This is a genomic window from Anaerotruncus sp. G3(2012), from assembly GCF_000403395.2.
Taxonomy (GTDB): Bacteria; Bacillota; Clostridia; order Oscillospirales; family Ruminococcaceae; genus Anaerotruncus.
Genome location: NZ_KE159657.1, coordinates 500,296 through 521,694, shown reverse-complemented (window position 1 = coordinate 521,694; position 21,399 = coordinate 500,296). Strand labels below are relative to the sequence as shown.

Annotated in this window: 20 protein-coding genes; 8 read left to right on the top strand and 12 right to left on the bottom strand. The window is 54.7% G+C overall.

The features are described 5' to 3' along the window. The first annotated feature begins 18 nt into the window (after positions 1-18). Positions 19-786: a hypothetical protein gene (locus tag C814_RS08295; RefSeq protein ID WP_016315214.1), complete on the top strand. Its 768-nt coding sequence runs from the start codon at positions 19-21 to the stop codon at positions 784-786. Positions 787-826: 40 nt separating this feature from the next. On the opposite strand, the gene C814_RS23445 is transcribed toward C814_RS08295, so the two are convergent. After that, complete coding sequence (locus C814_RS23445; protein WP_016315213.1) at positions 827-1,054, bottom strand: hypothetical protein; 228 nt, start codon at positions 1,052-1,054, stop codon at positions 827-829. On the opposite strand from C814_RS23445, the gene C814_RS24870 reads away from it, so the two are divergent. Next, positions 1,014-1,451 (top strand): GNAT family N-acetyltransferase, encoded by a 438-nt coding sequence (locus C814_RS24870; RefSeq protein WP_369750546.1) that lies wholly within the window; start codon positions 1,014-1,016, stop codon positions 1,449-1,451. The two genes, C814_RS23445 and C814_RS24870, sit on opposite strands and share 41 nt — an antisense overlap. Here C814_RS24870 and C814_RS08285 read toward each other — a convergent pair. From C814_RS08285 to C814_RS22070, 5 genes are all read right to left on the bottom strand, one after another. Further along, on the bottom strand, positions 1,368-2,090 hold the full coding sequence (locus tag C814_RS08285; RefSeq protein ID WP_016315212.1) for a YoaK family protein: 723 nt from the start codon (positions 2,088-2,090) through the stop codon (positions 1,368-1,370). The two genes, C814_RS24870 and C814_RS08285, sit on opposite strands and share 84 nt — an antisense overlap. 161 nt (positions 2,091-2,251) lie before the next feature. Then, positions 2,252-2,473: a hypothetical protein gene (locus C814_RS08280; protein WP_016315211.1), complete on the bottom strand. Its 222-nt coding sequence runs from the start codon at positions 2,471-2,473 to the stop codon at positions 2,252-2,254. A 350-nt stretch (positions 2,474-2,823) separates the two neighbouring features. After that, positions 2,824-5,211 (bottom strand): ATP-dependent helicase, encoded by a 2,388-nt coding sequence (locus C814_RS08275; protein ID WP_016315210.1) that lies wholly within the window; start codon positions 5,209-5,211, stop codon positions 2,824-2,826. Positions 5,212-5,493: 282 nt separating this feature from the next. Then, positions 5,494-6,672: a sodium ion-translocating decarboxylase subunit beta gene (locus tag C814_RS08270; protein WP_016315209.1), complete on the bottom strand. Its 1,179-nt coding sequence runs from the start codon at positions 6,670-6,672 to the stop codon at positions 5,494-5,496. Positions 6,673-6,708: 36 nt separating this feature from the next. Further along, positions 6,709-7,149 carry an OadG family transporter subunit gene (locus C814_RS22070; RefSeq protein ID WP_016315208.1) on the bottom strand — a complete coding sequence of 147 codons (441 nt, stop codon included), beginning with the start codon at positions 7,147-7,149 and terminating at the stop codon, positions 6,709-6,711. 226 nt (positions 7,150-7,375) lie between these two features. Here C814_RS22070 and C814_RS22065 point away from each other — a divergent pair, with 226 nt between their 5' ends. Next, positions 7,376-8,563, top strand: coding sequence for a S8 family serine peptidase (locus C814_RS22065; RefSeq protein WP_016315207.1), 1,188 nt, complete (start codon positions 7,376-7,378; stop codon positions 8,561-8,563). A gap of 75 nt (positions 8,564-8,638) precedes the next feature. On the opposite strand, the gene C814_RS0103885 is transcribed toward C814_RS22065, so the two are convergent. Together C814_RS0103885 and C814_RS08260 are read right to left on the bottom strand one after the other, a co-directional pair. Further along, entirely contained in the window at positions 8,639-9,799 is a 1,161-nt protein-coding gene (locus C814_RS0103885; RefSeq protein ID WP_016315206.1) for a serine hydrolase domain-containing protein, read from the bottom strand. A 32-nt stretch (positions 9,800-9,831) separates the two neighbouring features. After that, positions 9,832-10,785: a transglutaminase domain-containing protein gene (locus C814_RS08260; protein WP_016315205.1), complete on the bottom strand. Its 954-nt coding sequence runs from the start codon at positions 10,783-10,785 to the stop codon at positions 9,832-9,834. A 276-nt stretch (positions 10,786-11,061) separates the two neighbouring features. On the opposite strand from C814_RS08260, the gene C814_RS08255 reads away from it, so the two are divergent. Together C814_RS08255 and C814_RS08250 are read left to right on the top strand one after the other, a co-directional pair. Beyond that, entirely contained in the window at positions 11,062-11,550 is a 489-nt protein-coding gene (locus C814_RS08255; protein WP_369750538.1) for a GNAT family N-acetyltransferase, read from the top strand. A gap of 185 nt (positions 11,551-11,735) precedes the next feature. Continuing rightward, entirely contained in the window at positions 11,736-12,590 is an 855-nt protein-coding gene (locus C814_RS08250) for a hypothetical protein (protein ID WP_016315203.1), read from the top strand. A gap of 209 nt (positions 12,591-12,799) precedes the next feature. Here the strand turns inward: C814_RS08250 and C814_RS08245 are convergent, their stop codons facing one another. Next, on the bottom strand, positions 12,800-12,979 hold the full coding sequence (locus C814_RS08245) for a ribbon-helix-helix domain-containing protein (protein ID WP_016315202.1): 180 nt from the start codon (positions 12,977-12,979) through the stop codon (positions 12,800-12,802). Positions 12,980-13,498: 519 nt separating this feature from the next. On the opposite strand from C814_RS08245, the gene C814_RS08240 reads away from it, so the two are divergent. Genes C814_RS08240 through C814_RS08230 form a run of 3 tightly spaced genes read left to right on the top strand, consistent with a single transcriptional unit; the run spans position 13,499 to position 17,182 of the window. Next, positions 13,499-15,145: an efflux RND transporter periplasmic adaptor subunit gene (locus C814_RS08240; RefSeq protein ID WP_016315201.1), complete on the top strand. Its 1,647-nt coding sequence runs from the start codon at positions 13,499-13,501 to the stop codon at positions 15,143-15,145. A gap of 2 nt (positions 15,146-15,147) precedes the next feature. Then, entirely contained in the window at positions 15,148-15,897 is a 750-nt protein-coding gene (locus C814_RS08235) for an ABC transporter ATP-binding protein (protein ID WP_022788236.1), read from the top strand. Further along, positions 15,890-17,182: an ABC transporter permease gene (locus C814_RS08230; RefSeq protein ID WP_016315199.1), complete on the top strand. Its 1,293-nt coding sequence runs from the start codon at positions 15,890-15,892 to the stop codon at positions 17,180-17,182. The genes C814_RS08235 and C814_RS08230 overlap by 8 nt, the downstream gene beginning before the upstream one ends. Positions 17,183-17,531: 349 nt before the next feature. On the opposite strand, the gene C814_RS08225 is transcribed toward C814_RS08230, so the two are convergent. The 3 genes from C814_RS08225 to C814_RS08215 form a co-directional block, all read right to left on the bottom strand. Then, the gene (locus C814_RS08225) at positions 17,532-17,909 is read right to left on the bottom strand and encodes a RidA family protein (protein WP_016315198.1); all 378 of its coding nucleotides are present in this window, start codon (positions 17,907-17,909) and stop codon (positions 17,532-17,534) included. Then, entirely contained in the window at positions 17,909-19,513 is a 1,605-nt protein-coding gene (locus C814_RS08220) for an N-acyl-D-amino-acid deacylase family protein (RefSeq protein WP_016315197.1), read from the bottom strand. Before C814_RS08220 ends, C814_RS08225 begins: the two co-directional genes overlap by 1 nt. 403 nt (positions 19,514-19,916) lie before the next feature. After that, on the bottom strand, positions 19,917-21,392 hold the full coding sequence (locus tag C814_RS08215; RefSeq protein WP_016315196.1) for a sodium:solute symporter family protein: 1,476 nt from the start codon (positions 21,390-21,392) through the stop codon (positions 19,917-19,919). Between the last annotated feature and the right edge of the window lie 7 nt (positions 21,393-21,399).

The window sequence follows — 21,399 nt, the reverse complement described above, 5'->3', positions numbered from 1 at the left end:
CAAAGGGAGGGTTGAGGAATGAAGGTTCAGTCCAGTATCCAGTATTATCCGCCCCGGACCTCGGTGAAGGAGCAGGAGAAAAAGACACAGAACCCTGTGTCGCTGTCCGCTGATGAGCAACGGAAAAACCTGCTTTCCCAGCTGAAAGAGCAGGAGGAGGCCCGGGAGAAATCGCAGGCACAGATGATGCAGGCCGCGATGGGCAAAAGCAGCGGTGGGAAAGTCTCGGTTTCCACCAGTTCACAGAACTCGGTCGGGGAGCTTGCCACCATGCTTGCGAATGCGCAGAGTACGATGGATGTCCAGCGGGTGATCTCCAAGGGAATGATGGCATTGGCGGGTTTGAAGATGGCGCAGCCGCTCGCGGAGGGCAAACAGAAGAATAAGATCACAGCACAGATCCGCCGGATTGAAAAACTGCTCAAGCGTTCGCGCAACAAGATCCGGCATCTGAACAAAGAGGCCGAACTGGAGCGGAAGCAGAAGAAGGCTGAGAAGGCACAGGAGGAGCAGAAAGCGCACGCCCAACGGGAAGAACTGAAAAGCCGCCGGAACAAGCGCCGGCGGGACGAGACGCGGTATGCACAGAAGGAGGTTTCCAGAGACGCACAGGAGCGTCAGGAAGCCATGCTCGAAGGGATGGCCGGAGCAGTCGGAGGATCGTCCCCAGCGGTGGCTCCGGTTGCTGCTCCTGTGGCATCCGCCCCGGTTGCTGCCGAAGTTCCTGTTGGGGCGGATATGGCTGCGGCGGATGTCCCGGCCGTATCCATGGATATTTCTGTTTGACCCTTGCGCAGTCTCAGGGAACAGCTGCTCCTGGTATCTTTCATCCCTGAATGGGAGGTAAGAAGTACGGGACTACAAGCAGGAACATCTGGCACATGGGGAAACCGAACTGCATGGTGGTGTTCTGCCCGGCCAGCTTCCTTATCCGGAATGGCTTGCGCTCGTAGAACGCAACGCTGTCTTTGAGGCGGTCTCCCCCAGACGGGGGGGCTTCCACCTTTTTTGCAGTGCGGCTTTCAAACCACCGGCTGATTGAAACGGTAAACATCCGGCACACCTTAAATGAGTATCTGCGGCAATATAGCGGCCATATTGGATACGGGGTGCGTCCCTGCGAGCGAGGCAAGGGGTATGCCGGACAGATTCTGCGGCTGTCATTGAAATTTGCCTGTTCGGTCGGCCTGCACCGTTTGATGCTCGTCTGCGACAAAAACAATCCTGCATCTGCGCGGACGATCCTTTCGAATGGCGGTATCCTGGAACGGGAATCTGCACATCCCAATGGAGAACCGATACAGATCTACTGGATGAAAAGACAGACAGCCCGCTCTAATCCGGAGCGGGCTGCTTTTCTATCCCAATCAGCGGGAATTCCTGAACGACATCATTCCGAAGGCAAGCAGGAGAAATCCACAACAGATCAACACCGCCTGTCCGGCGAATAAGCGGCAGCAGAAGGTACCAAGCGCTGCCCCGCCGATAAATGACAGGATGATCCCGCAGTAATGCAGGCTCTCAGTACGCCGGGAAGGGTCGCCAGTGGTCCAGAATAGGTAAAACCGCTCGGCGGCTGAGCGCAGGTTCCCGGTGCACATGGTGGTTGCAGCAGCGTTTCCCAGAATCTTACGGAATCCCTCGACCTGCATGGCACAGAGCAATGAGATCATAATGTTGGCGGCAGAGTCCCAGCTCCCGAGCGGCAGAAAGGCAACAATGACCAGAAGTACCATCTCCACTGCAACCACAAGCTGGCGCCAATGGATGGCCTGGCAGTTTTGAAACCGGGATCTGATCCACTCGGTCAGCAGAACCCCGCAGAGGAACGCCAGAATCGGCAGCAGGTAGTAGGAAGCCTTGAGGAACTCCCCTTGGGCGGCAGAAAGCCCAAGCAGAACGATATTACCGGTCTGTGCATTGGCAAATACGTGCCCGCGCAGCAGATAGGTGTAAGCATCCAGAAATCCGCCCACCACAGCGAGCAGAACTCCCACCGTGAGCGAATCCGACATCTGTTTTTGTTTCAGTTTTTGTCCCATAAGACGTTGTAGAATGAAGCCTGTCCCACAAGGGGGCGGTTTTTTCATTCTTTCTCCTTTCTTCAAAAACAGGATATAGCGGGGGCCGCCACCCATACCGTTCAGAGACATCCCTGAAATTGGGAGCTGATGGATGCCAGTCTAAAAAATACAGCAAACATGCCGCGGGCAGAAATTTCTGCCCACGGCAAACAGAAGAGAGTCCCCCTTTATCCTGCGCGCTCCATATCATGGTAGCAGCGCTGCATCGTCATGGCCTCCTGGCCCAGACGCGCAGTCTCCATGTCCAGCCGGATCAGCTTGTCCGATGTATACGGCACCTTACCGGCGATCAGGCGTTTCATCTGTTTGCGATTGCGGTCAATTTTTCTCCAGTTCCCTTCGATTCGACAAGCAATCAGCCATAATACCAATTTCTTCAATTTCCGCATTCCTATATACCTCCTATACATGCAACCTTTTTATATTCGCCAAAAACATGAAAAAACCGGTTATTTCCATGTGACAAGCTTCACCCTGTCTGCATTTTGACTTAGAAGTCAAACCAAAGCCTCTTTCTTCCTCAACATTTCGTTTCTTCCACAGCATTCGCGACGGGACCATGGACCTAAAAATCGTTTCTTCTGAAGCTGTTTGCTTCTGTCTGAAGGCCTCTTGCATGTTTATTATATACAAGAGCGGTGTCATCTCTTGTCGAAAAAACGGACTATTCTATATTTTTCTCGCTACATCCCTAAAATTCGAGGTTCCTTTTCCCTAAAAAGCTCGAATTTTGCAATATTTAAGATTCTTTATACAATCTGGCAAATTTGGCCATCAATTTTTTGGTGCCAACGCTTCCAAATGCGACCTCCAGCAGATGGTCATTTCCCATCGGCGTGACCGAAAGAACCGTCCCCTCTCCAAAAACCTTGTGGCTGACCCGGTCACCCGTACGGTAGGAAATCTCAGGTTGATTCTCCTGCTGGGAACGGGGCATACCGCCTCCAATCCCGATCAGCTTATCGGTCGGATTGACCCGCTGCCTGCGAACGGTGGGCTGTTTCTGCGGTGCCGCCGCCTGTCGCTGCAAAACCGCATCGGTCAGCTGGGTCAGCTCCCCGGGGACTTCAGCCAAAAAACGAGACGGACGGTTCCGCATTGTCTGCCCAAACAGCATCCTCTGTGCAGCGGTTGAAAGATAGAGCCGCTTTTTTGCCCGGGTGAGTGAAACGTATGCGAGCCGCCGTTCCTCCTCGATTTGGGCCGGATCGAACATCGACTGCACACCTGGGAAGATTCCTTCCTCGATCCCCGCAACAAACACATGGTCAAATTCCAGCCCTTTTGCCGAGTGCATCGTCATCAGCACCACATTGTCCGCAGTCGGATCGAACTTGTCGATGTCGGTATAAAGCGAGATTTCCTCGAGAAAACCGGCCAGAGTCGGCTCTGTGTTCTCCTCTTCATATCGGTTCATGGTGGACTTCAGTTCCTCGATGTTCTCAAGGCGGGTCTGCCCTTCAAATCCTTCCGCTTGAAGCATCCGCAGATAGCCGGTATCCTCGAGCAGGGTGTCAAGCAGTTCTCCCAAGGGGCAGGTGTCCGCCAGCTCCATCAGACGATGGATCATCTGCCCGAACTGCATCAGATCGGATGCCCGGCGCGCGAGCGGTTCATATGTATCCGCATGGTCCACCACCTCAAATGCCGATTTTCCCGATTCGGCGGCAAGTTCGAGCACCATGTTTACAGTCCCGTCACCAATCTTTCGTTTCGGCTCGTTGATGATCCGGCGCAGACGCAGGGTATCCGCCGGATTGTGGATCAGGCTGAGATAGGCGACAATATCTTTGATCTCCTTACGCTCATAAAATCGTACACCACCGATAATCCGATACGGGATGCCCGCTTTGACCATCCCCCGCTCCAGCATCTGCGCCTGCGCATTCATCCGGTAAAGAACCACATGGTCGGCATAATGCGCCCCATTTTTGACATTCTCGGAAATCCGGTCACAGATATGCTGCGCCTCTCCGTTTTCGTCTATTGCCCGGTAAACGTCGATCGGCTCGCCGGTTCCGTTCTCTGTCCAGAGGGTTTTGCCCTTACGTTCGGTGTTGTTCTCGATCACCGCGTTTGCCGCATCTAGGATGGTGCTGGTACACCGGTAGTTCTGTTCCAGACGGATCACCCGCGCGCCCGGGAAGGTGTCCTCAAACTGTAGGATATTTTCGATCGTCGCTCCCCGGAACTTGTAAATACTCTGGTCATCATCGCCTACCACGCAGAGATTTCCGCTGTGGGACGAAAGCAACCGCACCAGCTCAAACTGGGCACGATTGGTGTCCTGGTATTCGTCTACCATCAGATAGCGGAACCGGTTGCGGTAATGCTCCAGCACCTCGGGGAACTGCTGGAAGAGCTGGACAGTCAGCATGATGATGTCATCGAAATCCACCGCATTTGCTGCCCGCAGCTGTTGCTGATAGATTCGATAGACCTTAGAAGCCACCTGAAGCCGGAAGTCCTCCCCTGCCGAATCCGCAAAATCTTCCGGCGTTTTCAGCTCATCCTTAGCGCGCCCGATCGTCGAAAGAACCCCTTTCGCGGAGAATTTTTTCTCATCCAGATTCAGTTCCTTGAGTGCGGCCTTGACCAGTCGCACCGAATCATCAGTGTCATAGATCGTGAAGCTGCTCGAGTAGCCCAGACGGTCGATTTCGCGGCGGAGGATGCGCATACAGGCCGAGTGGAAGGTCGAAGCGTTTACCTCATCCGCGAGCGAGCCAAGCATCGCGGAGAGCCGCTCCCGCAGCTCCCCCGCAGCCTTATTCGTGAACGTGATCGCCAGAATGTTCCAAGGCATGACCGCTCGGTTCTTAATCAGCGAGAAAGCCCGCTCCATCTCCCAGTTTTCTCCTGCTGCATATTCCTCCAGAAAGGACACATCCTCCTCGGTGATCCCCTCGGGCATCCAATCGCTATGATAGGCGTTCCCAAACTGCACCATGTTTGCAATTCGGTTGATGATAACGGTGGTTTTGCCGCTTCCCGCCCCCGCGAGGATCAGAACTGGCCCATCCACCGCAAAGACCGCCTCCCGCTGCCTGTCGTTCATCCGTTTGAAAAAGTCGTCTATGATCTCCTTTTTGACTTTGATATATCGCGCTTTTAACTGTAAATCCATTCTCTTTCCCTTCCAAGCTGCATCTAAATTTTAAAGCCTGTTTTCTGCCTTTCTTTCAAAATGCTTCCGCACCTGAAAAGCCCCCGCTTATCGTCCAAACGTGCTTCACCAGTGAGCCGTATTTTACGCCCAGCTTGCAGAACGGTTGCGTTCAAAATGTTTCGCTGCGGCTCGCAGTAGAAACTACGATTTTGCAAAGCAGGTCCCTGTCAAAGTCCACGCAAGAAAACACGCCGCGGATGCATTCTGCATCCGCGGCATCGTCTTTTTTTACAGGACAGATTATTTCAAAACCGCAAGCAGGACGCCGGCAGCAACCGCCGAACCGATAACACCCGCAACATTCGGACCCATTGCATGCATGAGCAGGAAGTTGGTGGGGTTCTCCGCCTGGCCGACCTTCTGAGAAACACGCGCTGCCATCGGAACCGCAGAAACACCAGCCGAACCGATCAGCGGGTTGATCTTGCCGCCCGAGAGGACGCACATCAGTTTGCCGAGCAGGACACCGCCCGCAGTACCGCACGCAAACGCACAGAGGCCCATTGCGACAATGCCCAGCGTTTTCAGGTTCAGGAAGCTGGCGGCGTTCGCAGTCGCACCGACGGTGACGCCGAGGAAGATGGTGACAATATTCATCAGCTCATTCTGGGCCGTTTTGGAAAGACGATCGGTGACGCCCGACTCTTTAAACAGGTTGCCCAGCATGAGCATACCGATCAGCGGGGTGGTATCCGGAACCAGGAAGGAAACGACCATCGTAACCAGGACCGGGAAAATCAGCTTCTCGATCTTGGAAACCGGACGGAGCTGCTCCATCTTGATCATACGCTCTTCTTTGGTGGTCAGCGCCTTCATGATCGGCGGCTGGATGATCGGGACAAGCGCCATATAGGAATATGCTGCAACCGCAATCGAACCAAGGAGATGCGGGGCAAGCTGTGTTGTCGTGAAGATCGCAGTCGGACCATCCGCACCGCCGATGATACCGATCGAACCGGCTTCCGCAGGTGTAAACCCGATGCAGAGCGCGCCAAAGAACGCGAGGAAGATACCGAGCTGCGCCGCCGCACCCATCAGGAAGCTCTTGGGGTTTGCAATCAGCGGACCAAAGTCGGTCATACAGCCGACGCCGAGGAAGATCAGCGGCGGGTAGATGCCCAGCTTGACGCCCAGATAGAGATAATCGAGCAGACCGCCTGTCTCAGCGAGCAGCGACCAGTCGATATGCCCTGTTTCGTTGATAAAGATCAGGGTATGATAAAGGTTTGCGTTGGGGATATTGGTCAGAAACATGCCGAATGCAATCGGCAGAAGGAGAAGCGGCTCAAATCCGCGGCCGATCGCAAGATACATCAGTACAAACGAGACGAGAATCATGAGCGCCTGCCCAAACGACAAGCTGGTAAAGCCGCAGTTTTGGATCAGCGTGCCTACAGAATCCAGAAAAATTGCAAACATGTTGTCAGTCCTTTCAACAAATTCATTCAAGATTGATTAAAACGGCTGCGTATTCTGCATCAGACCCGCCTGTGCCCATGCGGGACGCCCACCCTTTACCTGCTGGTGCTGGGGAGCTGTGCCAACAACCGGAGCCGCATTCTGAATGCTTTGCAGGACATACCCACCGGATTCTCCTGCGCCCATCGCCTCAACTGCCGCCGCAATGACTGCCACAATCTCATCGCCGATCCCGTCTTCCACAACTGGGACTGGCGCTGCCTTGGGTGCCGGAGCAGCAGGGGCAGAGGGAGCTGCCGCCTTTGGGGCCGGAGCTGGCGCCGCTTTGGGCGGCTCGGACGGTTTGGGCTTATTCGATGCCGCTGAAAAGAACCTTCCAAACAGGGCGACAATCCCCCAAAGCCCGACCAGCGCAGTGAATACGACTACGAGTCCGGTAAAGATTACCGCACCTGCCAGGGTAAAATCGATGCTCATAATCATTCTCCTTACCTTTATAAAGTTATACGAACAAAAAACGAAACTATGTTTAGTATACTATATTCTCTTGGTTTTTGCAATCGGTTTTGTGCCAACTTATGAAAAAATCTTAACAAACTTTTCACGGAACCGCAAAAAACGCCGCATATCCTTGCATTTCCCGACAAATCGCTATATACTTGGTTTGCCAAAAAAATTCTTATTCTTTTAGGGAGGGATTTTCATGAAAAAAATGCTTTGCCTGCTCTGCACAGCCCTAGCGGCCCTAAATACAGGATGCAGCAGCCCCGGCTCCGCTCCAGACCTCTGCCGCGAACCGCCCGCCGCTGATTTCACCCAGATGTTCGGTGCGCTCGATGCGCTGCCCGAAGCATGGGACGACGGTACCCGTGACCTGCGCAGCACCGATCTGCGGTCGGCGGACCTCTCCGGGGAGCTGGACGCACTCCTCCTTTCGGACTTTGACAGCCAAACACTTTGGCCGGACACTCTGCCGGACGGGTTCGACCCTGCTGCTGTGATGGAACAGGGCAAAAACCCGGGGTTGGGGGTGCGCGCCCTGCATGAAAAAGGGATCACCGGGAAAGGAGTCGGAATCGCGATCATTGACCAGACCCTTCTGACCGGGCACCAAGAGTATGCCGACCGGCTGCGCTGCTACCGGGAATATGGGCCGGTCTCCTCAAGGGCAGGTGCACAGATGCATGGGGCGGCGGTCGCTTCGATCGCGGCCGGGAAAACGGTTGGGGTCGCGCCGGACGCCCTGCTCTATTTTTTTGCGTGTGACGGTTCCTCCGAGGATGGAGAACCCGACCTCACCCTGCGCGCGCAAACGGTCGATGAGATCATCGCCCTGAACAGCACGCTTCCGGCTGGGGAGAAAATCCGTGTGATTTCGATGTCACGTGGTTGGATGCCGGATACCCGGGGTGCTGCCGAGATGCAGGCCGCAGTAAAACGTGCACAGGAAGCGGGGATCGCATTTGTCTACGTGGCGGATAATGACCCGCTGCTGCCGTTTATGGGAAGCGGCCGCCTTCCACTTGCCGACCCGGAGGCCCCTTCCAGCGTGCGGCCGGGCATGTTCTGGGAACCGTATCTCTTTGAAGAAGATGCCCAGGACTACAGCGGCCAACTGCTGATCCCGATGGACCGCCGCGCCACTGCCTCCCCCACCGGTGAACAGGACTATGTTTTCTATAACAACGGCGGCATGAGTTGGGCGGTTCCGTATGTTGCGGGGCTGTATGCGCTCGCCTGCCAGGCACAGCCCGGCATCACCTTTGAGCTGTTTGTACAGGCACTGCAAGAGACTTCACGTCCCGCCACACTGGAGCGGGACGGCAAAACCTATTCGTTTGGAAAAACCATCGACCCTGCGGCGATGATCGAACGGGTGTCCGTATCCTAAGAAATCCCGTTCCTCTATAATAAAAAACCTCGCCGCTGGCGAGGTTTTTTTGCAGGCTGAACACTTATACTCACTTTAAGTGCTGCTATATCCCTGACAGGCGGGCAGGACATATCTGGTGAAGTAATCGCGGGAAGCATAGCTGCTTTGTGGGCCGGGGCTGGCAATCACTGTCACAAGATTCAAAGAGGGCACAACAAAAATATACTGCCCCCATGCACCAAAAGCATAATAAGTGTCCGTATTCCCGAAAGAACGAATCCACCACTGGTAACCGTAGGCCCCTGTTCCGTCACCGGCACCGTTGTTTTTGACGGTGGTGGATTCTGTCACCCAGTCTGCCGGAACGAGCTGCTGACCATTCCAGATTCCGCCATCCAAAAAGAGCTGGCCGAACTTCGCCGCATCCCGGGCAGACATGATCAGTCCATTTCCACCATCGGCGATCCCCTGCGGATCGGTCCCCCAGATAACGCTCTCCATCCCCATGGGGTCAAACAGCTTCTCTCTGGCATAATCAGCCAGACCCTTGCCGGTAACCCTCTCCAAAACAGCTGCCAGCAGATGGGTGTTGCCGGTGCTGTAATTGAATACGGTTCCGGGGGCGTAGACCAGCCGACGGCCCAAAATATAGTCCACCCAGTTCTCCGCCGAACGGAATTCTCCCCAGTTGCTGTAGCTTCCGCCCCACTCATACCATTCCAGCCCCGAAGTATGGGTCAGCAGATGCCGCAGGGTAATCTGCTGCTTTCCCTCGTCCTCCAGCTCCAATACCTGGGGAAGATAGTCAGAGAGCAGATCGTCCACACTGCCAATATAGCCTTCCTCCATGGCGATCCCAAACAGAGCACTGGTCACTGACTTGGAGGCGGAATGAAAGGCATAGGCGCTGTCCTCGTTATCCCCTTCCTGGTAGAATTCATCGACAATAACCCCATCTTTTGCTGTCAGCACCGTATAGACCGGCGCCCCTGTCAGGGCTATGTGCATCTGCTCCAATAAGGCAGGGTCCATGCCGTGGTTTTCCGGTGCATCAAACTGCCAGCGATTGTCTGGTTCTGGCTCCGGCGGCGGTTCCGGGCTGGACTCCGGTTCCCGAGCCGCTGCCGGTTCAGAGGCTATGGAGGTGCTCTCTGCGGACGGCGTGTCGGACGCATCGGAGGAGACTGGGGAAGAATGAGCGCAGCCTGACAGCAGGAGCGCCACTGCCATTAGAGCGGCAAAAAATGATTTCATGACAAAAGGTTCCTTCCTTTCACTCTGGTTATTTATCCCTCATCCGCTGGTCCGTAGCCCTCAAGTCCAAAGACCGGCGGGAGCGCGTTCAGCTCCATTTCCGGCAAAGGCCCGTTTTCTGCCTCCCAGGCAGCTATTTCAGCGGCGACTCTCTGGCGCAGAGTTTCCATGTCCGGCGCAGGGGAATCCGTAATAGGGAGTCTTTGTGGCGTGGGATAGTCCAAGGGACAGGAGGGAGCCGGAAAGGACTCCGCTATCTCCCGGTTCTGTTCCGCCGTCAATACACCGGCAGCTATGAGATTTTGCCCCCAGTGGTGGGAGGCAGCCATCGTCCTGTCTCCCCGAAGGAAGTATCTATAGCCTACCGAACCGCGACGGGAAATCGCGTCCTCCAACTGGCTGTCCAGATGGTACCACACCCCGTCAACTTTCACCAGCGTCCAGGCATGATCCACCAGGTTTCCCTCTGCGGAATAGGTAAGCCCCGGCATATATGCGGCCTCCAGCCCCATCTCCCGCAGCAGCAGCGTGAGTGCGGCGGCATAGTCCTCGCACATTCCCACTCCAAACCGCAGCGGACCAATCGCCCGCTGCTCTATAAAAGGGATCGCTTCTGCCCCGCCGCCATGAACACGCCAGAGTTCAAGACCTATCGGTTCCCCTATCGAAACATGGGTAATCAGGTAGTCGAAAGCTGCTTTTGCCTTCTCATATTCACCCATTCCCGGAGTGGAAAGCTCCGCTGCGATATCTGCTGTCAGCCCTTTCACATAGGGATGCAGCTGGGATACTCCTGCTTCTTCGGATTTCTCCGGTTCCCCCGCAGGCTCGGCAGGAGGCGAAACCACGCGCAGGATGGCATGTCCGTCCATGCTGTCCGGGGGCAGACCGCCGGAGCTTGGCACATCCTCCGGGCCGGTGCATCCGGTTGACAGAATGGAACCGAGCAAAAGGACTGCGAGAAAACCCTTGATTTGCTGTTTCATATGGCGGATTCTCCTGTCTGCTGTAGAATGAAACCCTTTATCAGAGTACACCTTGGAGTTTGCTCGAAGTCAAGACCGGAATCGTAAACCTCCAGTAAAGATTCCATGAAAAAAAGATGAACAGAGCAATCTGCTTCCAGGTCAACAGTCCAATCCACTTCTACAGCGTGTCTCTCCGCAGTCCGGGCTTGCAGGTTTACGCTGTATACATTATAATAGGCCATATAACAAACCTGCAACATGCAGGAAAATCCAGATGAACGACTGACAGGAGAGATGATTTTGGGACAGGAAAATATGACATTCCGTTTTGCACAAAAAGAAGACGCTGCGCTGATCCTGCATTTTATCCGGGAGCTGGCGAAATATGAAAAGCGACCGGACCAGGTCTTTGCGACCGAAGAGATGATTACCGAATGGCTGTTTGAAAAAGAGCGGGCCGAGGCATTCTTTCTCGTTGTGGATGGAAAAGAGATCGGTTATGCGCTCTTTTTCCATAATTTCTCGACCTTCTCCGGTCGAGGAGGCATCTACCTTGAGGATTTGTATGTCGATCCAGCCTTCCGGGGGCGCGGATATGGCAAAGCATCCCTTCAGCAGCTCGCGCGGATCGCGTCTGAACGAGGCTGCAACCGGATGGAATGGACCTGTCTGGACTGGAACAAGCCCAGCCTGGACTTTTACCAGTCACTCGGTGCGCATCCCAAAGAGGGCTGTGTCGCTTTCCGTCTGGAGGGGGATGCGCTCAACAAGCTAGCCGAATAGGGACGGATAAAACATGTTGAAAAACCATCTCCAGCCTCCTGGTTTGGTCAAAAACAGGACATAAGACTGGTGCCTCTGATCCTAAAATTCAAGGCTTCCCTGTATGGAAGCCCTCTTGAGATTATCCCGCAAACAGAGTATAATAGTATCATAAAGAAGATGGTAATCTGCGGGGAGGGATTCTGATGTTGGAGAAAAAACGGGGATGGGCACTGATACTGTCTGTGGCGATCATGCTCTGCACAGTGTCGGTTTTCCTGTCGTCTGACGTATATGCACGCCGTGACAGTGGGTATGATCGTCCGAGTTATACGATTTCGTCTTTTTGGGAGCGGGTGATCGACCGGATTGCGGACGCCAGCCGCGGCGACCACATCCAGATAAACGCCGGGACGCGCACCACAATGCCCGCTGACGTGCTGCGGGAGATGAAGTACAGCGGGACGACCCTCTCGATCAAGCGGTCGGGCAAGTCCACGATCGTGATTCGTTCCTACGAGATCGGGCGGATTCCGAACAGTAAGAATTATTACACCCTTAGCTCGCTGGCAGCGGTCTACAGGACGGTGGGGACTGGCACGACCAGCCGCGCCTCCTCTTCGTCTTCGTCACAGGAGTTTGAATATCCCGAGTTCGAGTATCCCGAATATGAATATCCCAGCGCCGCACAGAGTCCCAGATATGCTGTACCGGTACAGACGCCAAGCGTGAGTGCTCCCTCCAGTTCGAGCAGCTTGACAGAGTCCAGCTCCTCCTCTTCTATACCGGAGAGCAGTTCTGAACCGGCCTCCTCTTCTGAATCCGAAGCTTCTTCAAGCAGCTCCGAACCAGACCCGGAACCGGTACCCCCACCTGATCCGGAGCCACCCAGCACGCCCGACCAGCCCGCTGCACCAGCGGTGACCGTAAACGGCCTGGTTCAGAATCCCCTTGCGCCGCTAACCTTCCTCTTCCTCCTGCTTTCGGTGATGTCCACTTCCGGACTGATTGCGGCAGTGGCAACCTTCCTGCTCTGGAAAAGGCGTAGGCGGGTCTATTGATCCCAAAAACAGAAATTTAGATGGATTTCATAAAATCTTCACATTCTCTTGACTTTTTTTGGTTCTTCTGTTACCATATGAGATAGGAAGAGAATGGCAGAGGGCGAAACGCCCATGAAAATGCTTATCTTCATATCCTCACCCCCCTATTGAGGAGCGGGCTGTAAACAGTTTCGTTTGCAGCCCGCTTCTCATCTTTTGGAGAACCGTTACCGTTCTTCCTCAATCTTGATCTTATCCCGCGCAAATTCCAGTGCCATCCCGATCACCTCGTTGCGGCTCCGATTGGTCTGCTGCGCAAGGCGGTCGTAAAAATCGACCAAAGATTTGTCAATGCGGATGCTGAACATGACCGGTTCGGTGCGTTTGGAGATTTTCAGTTCGTCCATCTTTGCCACCTCAAAATTCAACGGTTTTCTACTTAATATTATGACTAAAATTCAGTAGAATAAAATGTCTAATTTTGTTTTGTTTATTAGTTGAATTTTAAACTAAAATTGATATATAATAAGCATCGATAAACATGGAGTCGTCCTGTCTGCATCCAGAAATGCCCATTTTTAACTCGATCTTTACGGCCTGCAAGCCGGTTTTTAACCGTGTTATCCGGCCCGCAGGGTACTAGCGCCTCTCTATTACATCCCCAAGCACCGTCCACATGTCTTGGGTAAATGCCACCTTGTTCCCAGATGAAAAACTGTCCACGCATTCTTACAAAACTCGATCAAAAAAATTTCTTTTTTTGAAGTTTTTATGTGGGATGGCTCGTTTAGTTCTATGGAGCCAAAAAAAGAAACGGTTTTTTGAAAAAATACTTGCATTTTCAGTGGTTATGTGTTATATTTTTCTGTATTAAGCAGAATAGTACACTTGATACAAAAATCCATACATAGCAAGGAGCGGAAACGATGAATGAAACGACGGATAAGCTGGACTATCAGGAAGTGGTACCTGTCGAGACGCAGGCGGCGGTCACTGCAAGCCAACAGCAGGAGATCGCGCGGTTTACCCGAAAAAAGCCGAAGAAGAAAAAGATCATCATGGGTGCGGTCGTCATCGCGGCGGTCGCCATTGGCGGCGCGAAGATCCTTCTGGCGAAGCCACCGGTCCCGGCGGTGACCACTGTGGGCCTCGAGCGGCGCGAACTGGTGAACCAGGTCGGCGTTTCGGGGGTGGTTGAGAGCGCGCAGGGGATGCAGGTCTATTCAACCGTCTCAAGCACTGTCAATACCGTCAACGTCAAGGTGGGGGACCGGGTCAGCGAGGGGGATGTCCTTGCCCAGCTCGATACCACCGACCTCGAACTGGATATTGCACAGCAGCAGTCCAGCATCTATAAACAGGCACAGCTTGGCCAGCTTGAGCTGGAAGCGGCGCAGCGGGAACGGGACTATCTCGACAGCGACCTCCAGGAGGATATGGACAGCCAGCTGGTGTCGGCCGAGCACGCGCTTGATGCGGCGCAGCGGGAACTGAATGATGCGCGGCGCGATCTCAAAGACAACAAGGACGACATCGACTTTGCGGAAGAGGTCCTTCTTGATCTCGAGCGCAAGCGGGACCGCGCCGAGGATGCGCTCAAAAAGGTGGAAAAGGAACTGAAAAAGGCCCAGCAGAACGGTACCGTGACCCCTGAACTGGAACAGCGGGTTGAAACTGCGCGGGATAATTACATGAAAGCGGCGACCGAGTACCACGAAGAGGACACCAGCTTCGATGGGGACTACAGCATGTACACCAAGCTCTATCGCCAGGCGCGCACCGCATATGAGACGGCGCTCTCCAACTATGAGATCGCCAAACAGAACGCGGGACGCCGGCTGGAAAATTCGGAGGACGCAATCAGACGCGCCCGCCTGAGCGCCGACCAGAGCGCCGCACAATACACCCTCAAGCAGCTCCAGAACCGGCTGGAGGATTCAACCATCAAAGCACCGATTGCAGGGACTGTCACCGCTGTCTATGCAAAAGAGGGCGGCCAGGGCAGCGGGCTCCTGTTCGTGATCGAGAACACCGACGATCTCGTGGTCAAAACCAAGGTCAAAGAGTTCGACATCGGTTCGGTCAAGGAAGGGATGTCCGCAGTCATCAAGTCGGATGCCACCGGCGATGAGGAATTCGAAGGCCGCATCGAGCGGATCTCCCCTGCTGCCAACAAGAATGCTGCGGGAGAGGTGCAGTCGAGCGGCTCGGTCGAGTTCGACACCGACGTGGCACTCCTTTCCAAGGACAGCGGCCTGCGGGTAGGCATGAACGTCCGCCTGAATATCATCCTTGACCGCAAGGAGAACGTATTTGCGGTACCGTTCGAAGCAGTGATCACCGATCCGGAGGGGAAAGAGATCGTCTATGCAGCGCGTCCAAACGCGGAAGGAAAGCTGATCGCGACCGCAGTTCCGGTCACCAGCGGGATGGAAACTGACTTCTATCTCGAAGTAAGCGGTGAAGGATTGCAGGAAGGTGACCTCATTATTTCGGATGCTGCAAGCATCACCGATGGGATGGAAGTGCAGGATCTTTCGAGCGCCCTCAATGCGGCAGCTGCGGTGAAATAACCATGAGCGACACCAAGATGACGGTTGCCGGCCAGTCGACGGCAGCCAGGCGTCTGATTATTGACATGAAGGGAATCGTCAAGCGGTTCTATATCGGACAGCCAAATGAACTTGAGATTCTCAAGGGAATCGACTTACAGGTTTACAAAGGGGAGTTTGTCTCGATCGTCGGCGCGTCCGGCTCGGGCAAGTCCACACTGATGAATATTATCGGCGCGCTCGACCGCCCGACCTTCGGCAGTTACCAGCTCGACGGGGTCCCGATGGGCGAGGTGCCCGATGACATGCTTTCGGAAATCCGCAACTACAAGATCGGATTTGTGTTCCAGACCTTCAATCTCATCCCCCGCACCTCTGCATTGAGCAATGTGGAACTGCCGATGCTCTATGCGGGTGTACCGCGCTCCCAGCGCACCGCCCGGGCCAAGGAGCTGCTGCGGCAGGTCGAGATGGAGGACCGGATGAAGCATCAGCCCAACGAGCTTTCGGGCGGGCAGAAACAGCGTGTGGCGATTGCGCGCGCGATGGCCAACGACCCGGCGATCATCCTCGCGGACGAACCGACCGGTGCGCTCGACTCTTCCACCGGGCGGCTGGTGATGGACCTGTTCCACCGCCTGCACCGGGAACAGGGCAAGACCATCGTACTCATTACCCATAACCCCGAACTGGCTGAGGAGACCGAGCGGATCATTACGATCAGCGACGGGCAGATCGTCGGGGTGAAGAAAGGGGGCGGCGTGCATGTTTAACTTTAAGGAAAACATCTCGCTTGCGGTCAACGGCCTGCGTTCCAATAAGATGCGCGCCCTGCTCACCATGCTCGGCATCATTATCGGCATCAGCTCGGTTATTACGATCGTCACTGTGGGCGATTCGATGACCAAATCGATCACCGATGTGTTCAACGATATGGGCGCGAACAGCGTCCAGCTCTACATCATCGACCGGCCGGATGAAAACGGCAATACCAACTGGTCCCGCCCGTATCAGGCAGAGGACTACATTTCGGACGAGATGATCGACCAGTTTCTTGAGGCGTTCGGCGACCGGATCGCCTGCTGGGCGGTTTCGGAGAGTGTCGGACCCGGACAGGCGATCAACGGGCACAACAAGGCGGATGGCCGGATACAGGGCGTGAACGCCAATGCGCTCGGGATCAACAACATCGACATCATTGCGGGGCATGACCTGAACGAACGCGAGGTCAGCGGCGAAAAGAGCGTCGCGGTGATCTCGGACAAATTTGTGGAGGACCTGTTCCCGGGCCTCCCTGTCCATGAAGCGCTCGGAAAAGAGATCAAATTACAGCTTTCTCAAGGAACCTATACCTTCACGGTGGTCGGAGTTTACCAGTATGAGGTCAGCGGTATGGCGGCGATGATGGGCGCCGGCAGTGTCACCACCAATGTATTTGTACCCATGGGCGTCGCCAAGGACATGATTCGGGATACCGACAGTGTTACCAATGTCACTGACGGCTATTATGCAATGCAGATCAAGGGAAACGAAAAGGTCACCGACAGCAAAGCATTCACCGAAGAAATCGACAACTATTTCAACAACAAGCTCTACCGCAGCAACAAATATGTGATGGTCCGCGCCGAGAGCATGGACAGCATGATCGGGGAGATGACCAGTTCGCTGGATATGATTAAACTGGCGATCTCGATCATCGCGGCGATCTCGCTGCTGGTTGGCGGTATCGGCGTTATGAACATCATGCTTGTATCGGTGACCGAGCGTACCCGTGAGATTGGCACCCGGAAAGCACTCGGCGCAAAAAATATCGCCATCCGCGTCCAGTTCATCGTTGAGTCGATGATTATCTGCCTCTTCGGAGGGGTCATCGGCGTGATTCTGGGCACCACCCTTGGCAGGCTCGGGTCCACCCTGCTCGGCGCTCCCGGTTGGCCATCGGTGAGCATCGTGTTGATCGCGGTCGGCTTCTCAATGGGGATCGGCGTATTTTTCGGGTACTACCCCGCCAACAAAGCCGCTAAACTCGATCCGATCGAGGCCCTGCGCTACGAATGATTCTCTGGATTTCCCAGGAAATCACAGACAGCACCCCAAAACACCCCCGGCATTTTGCCGGGGGTGTTTGCTTCTATCGCTGAACAGAGGCCAGGCAGGGCGCATATTGGTTGCCCGCTATTTTTCCAAGACGCTTTCTTTCATCGCTGTGCAGCCAGCCGGGTGATCACACCATCCATAAGGCACCCCCTATGCAGAACCAATATATGAGCGGGGCTGTACCACACCCGAAGGCGGCAAAAGTCGGGGCAATGCATGGTACTGTTTCATTCCATCAAAAAGGATTGCCAGAAATGCGGCAATCCTTTTTGAGAGTTTTATGGAAGGTTAAAGAGAATTTCATTTTTGCTTACAGGAACGCGACACACTCGACTTCGACCAGCCCGCCCAGCGGGAGTTTTGCTACCTGCACACAGGAGCGGGCAGGATACTGACCGTCGAAATAGGATTGATAGACCTCGTTGACTGTGGCAAAATCGTCCATATTGGTTAAGAAGATGGTGGTTTTCAAAATTTTGCTGTAATCGCTCCCCGCTTCCCTCAGAATCGCACCCAGATTTTTCATCGAGCAATGCGCCTGCTCTTCCACCGTGGCGGCGAGCTTTCCCTCAGCCGGATTGATTCCCAGCTGTCCGGAGCAGTAAATGATATTTTCCAGCTTGGTAGCCTGCACATAAGGCCCTACCGCACCGGGTGCGTTCTTCGTTGCAACGACCTGTTTCTCCATTATTTCACAACCTCTTTCCCTTTCTTCTTCAGGACCACACCGTTGCGTGTGCCGGTATGTTTGCCGTCCTTCACAGCCAGCTCGCCGTTGACCATGACATGCACGATCCCTTCTGGATACTGGATCGGGTCGGTGAAGGTACCCTTATCAATGACGGTTTCCGGGTTGAAGATGCACAGGTCTGCGTAAGCGCCCTCCCGGATTTCTCCGCGGTCGGTCATATTGAAGGTCGTTGCCGGTTTTTTGGTCATCTTATAGATGGCCTCTTCCAGCGTCAGCGCCTTGTCCTCACGCACGTATTTTCCCAGAATGCGGGGGAATGCGCCGTATACACGCGGATGCGGCTTGCCGCCCAGCAGCCCGTCGGTACAGGCATTCATCTCCGGACGTTTCATGAACAGCTGGACATGCTCCTCAGTACCGTAGAAATCGACCATGCCAACCGCGTTCTCCTCCTCGTAGAGAAGGTCGAAGGTTGCCGTATACGGGTCGGTCCCACGCAGCTCGCCCAACTGGGTCAGGCTCAGGCCGACCGCATCCTGATTCTTTTCGGTCTTGACGCTGGTTACGAAGATCTGGTCCAGACCGGCAAATTCGACAAAGTTGTCCCAGCCGGGGATGCCATGTTCGATGTCATAGACCATCTTTTTGCGCAGTTCCTTGTCTGCGAGGCGCTCGAGCACCTTGTCGGTGCCGCCGTCGTGTACCCAGGGAGGCAGGATAACGCCCAGCATCGTGCTGCCTGCCACATAGGGATACTGGTCGAACGAAACGTCAATCCCCTCCGCTTTCGCCTGTTCCAGCAGACGGATCACGTCATCAATCTTATCCCAGTTTTTCTTGCCGCATACCTTGAAGTGGGAGTAATGGATTTTAACGCCCGACTCGCGCCCAATGGTGATGACCTCTTTCATCGAATCGAGGATGGTATCCGCCTCACTCCGCTGGTGGATGACGAACCGTCCGTCGTACTCGGCCACGACCTTGCACATCTCAATGATCTCTTTCGACTCGGAATAGGCGCAGGGCATATAGATCAGGCCGGTGGACAGGCCGATTGCACCCGCTTCCATCTCCCGGCGGGTGATCTGGCGCATCTTCTCCAGCTCTTCCTCGTTGGGCAGGCGGTTTTCCAGACCCATTGCTTCCATGCGGATATTGCCATGGGGCACCAGATAGCACTCGTTCAGGCCCGGTTTTGCAGCTTCCACCATTTTCAGATAGCCTTCGGTGGTCTCGTAGTTCCAGTTGATCGCGTCGCTGTCCCCATCCAGGCCAGCCAGGTTTTTACGCCAGGGGCTGATGTACTGTTTCGGCAGCGGCGACATGGAAATCCCGTCCTGGCCAAGGATCTCGGTGGTGATTCCCTGCATCACCTTGGGCTGGATTTCAGGGTTAACCAGTACCTCAAGGTCGCTGTGGCTGTGGGTATCGATAAAGCCCGGTGCAACTACCAGCCCGCTTGCGTCGATCACTTCCATCGAATCGTCCGGCTCGATCGAACCGATTTTGGCAATCCGGTCGTCCTCCACCAGTACATCCGCTTTGAATCCTGCTTTCTGGGTTCCGTCGATGACAAGCCCGCCTTGAATCAGTTTTTTCATCCCGATGCTCCTCCTGTCTTACATCTATCGTTGATCTTGGTGTATGGTGCGGTTATTGCTATCCTGGTGCGTTTTTAGGGAGGGGCTTTTTTCTTGTAAAAAGCCCCTCTTGCCGCCCTGCGGGCGTCAATTCACCCCCAAATACGCTTCTCAGGATAAAGATTCCGCGTCCTGCGGGACGCGGCCAAAGGCTCTGCCTTTGGGAACCGCGATTTTTTGAAAAAAATCGAGTAAAACTTAGAACCTGTATTTATAATCAGAGGATGCCGGATGAGCGAGGGATTTTGCTGCCCTGCAAGGCGAAAAAACGCAGACAATACTTTGTGTATTGCAAGATTTTTCAACGCGGCAGGCCGGCAAAAGACCCGCTCAGACGGTATCGAATGGTTGTGAATACGGGTTCTTAGTCCTCGAGCTGGATTTCCGGTGCTGCCGGCACGCCGTTTGCGCGCTCGATCTTGGAGACTGCGAAGATCACTGCCAGAGCTACCAGACCGCCCGGTACCATCGCGCTGAGGCCCCACGGGGTATTCAGCACATAAATCCAGATTGCTGCTACGACAGTTCCCGATACGATCGAAATAAAGCCTGCACGCTGGGTCACGTTCTTATAGAACAGGCCGCAGATGAACGCCGCGAATGGACCTGCGCTGCGCAGAGCGAATGCGCCCATCATAACGCTGATGATGTTGGATGCGGTCAGCGCTACAGTCAGGCCGACGCCGCCTACGATCACCATGACCACTCTGGAAATCCAGATTTCTTTCTGGTCATCCTGCTTGCCGCCATTGATATAGGGGCGGAAAATATCGTTGGTAAACATGGTTGCCGTACCGATCATGTTGCCCGAAGCGGAACTCATGGTCGCCGCCACGACTGCCGCAAGCACGATACCTGCTACCACCGCCGGGGCAAACCGCATGGTCGCATCTGCGAGTGCGTTCTTCTGGGAGCTTGCCGCATAACCGTCGATGAAGGTGTATGCCATCAGGCCGATCAGTGCCGGAACCACCGCATAAACTGCGGAAAGGACACCTGCGATCAGGGAACCGAGCTTCGCGGATGCGCCATCCTTAGCGGAGCAATAGGTTTGTACGATCTCCTGTCCGGTGGGGAAGGTCATGAAATACATGGCGATGTAGCCAATGACGGTCGGTACACCGATTTTGGTCATGCTGAGGAGGTTCATGTTCGCACCGTTCGCGTCGGTGATCTCTTTGGCGTGCGCGAACAGGTTCGACATACCGCCAACCTCGGGGCTGTTCACCATAACGAACATCGCAATGGTCATGCCGACGGTGATGAACAGGACGTGCATCAGGTTTGCCGCTGCTACCGACTGGAAGCCGCCCACCATCGTATAGATAATGACCACGATGGTAATGATGATCGCCGCTGTGTTGAAGTCAAGCCCGGTCACCACATTGATGATAGAAGCGGTCGCGATGATCTGCGCGCCGGTTGCCATAAACAGGGCCGCAATCGAGGTAAATGCCGTAAAGATGTGGGACGCCTTGCCGTACCGCTTGCTGATGATCTGCGGGACTGTGCTGGCCTGCGCCTTACGGAAGTAGGGTGCGATGAACGAAACCAGGATGAATCCGATTCCTGCCGCGACCACATACCAGCAGGCGGAAAGCCCATAGCTGAATACGTTGGTTGCGATACCGGTCGTGCTGGCGCCGCCTGTGTTCGCCGCGAAGAGGGTCCCTGCCAGAACCAGTGGGCCGAGGGATTTTCCCGCCATCAGGAAGTCCTCATTGCTCTGCTTTTCCGAGAGTTTCGCCTGCTTCCGTTTGGATACTACCAGACCAAGCACGATTGTCAGCGCCATATAGATAAATATGATAACCAACGCTGTTGTCTGTTTGCTGCTCATACTGTTA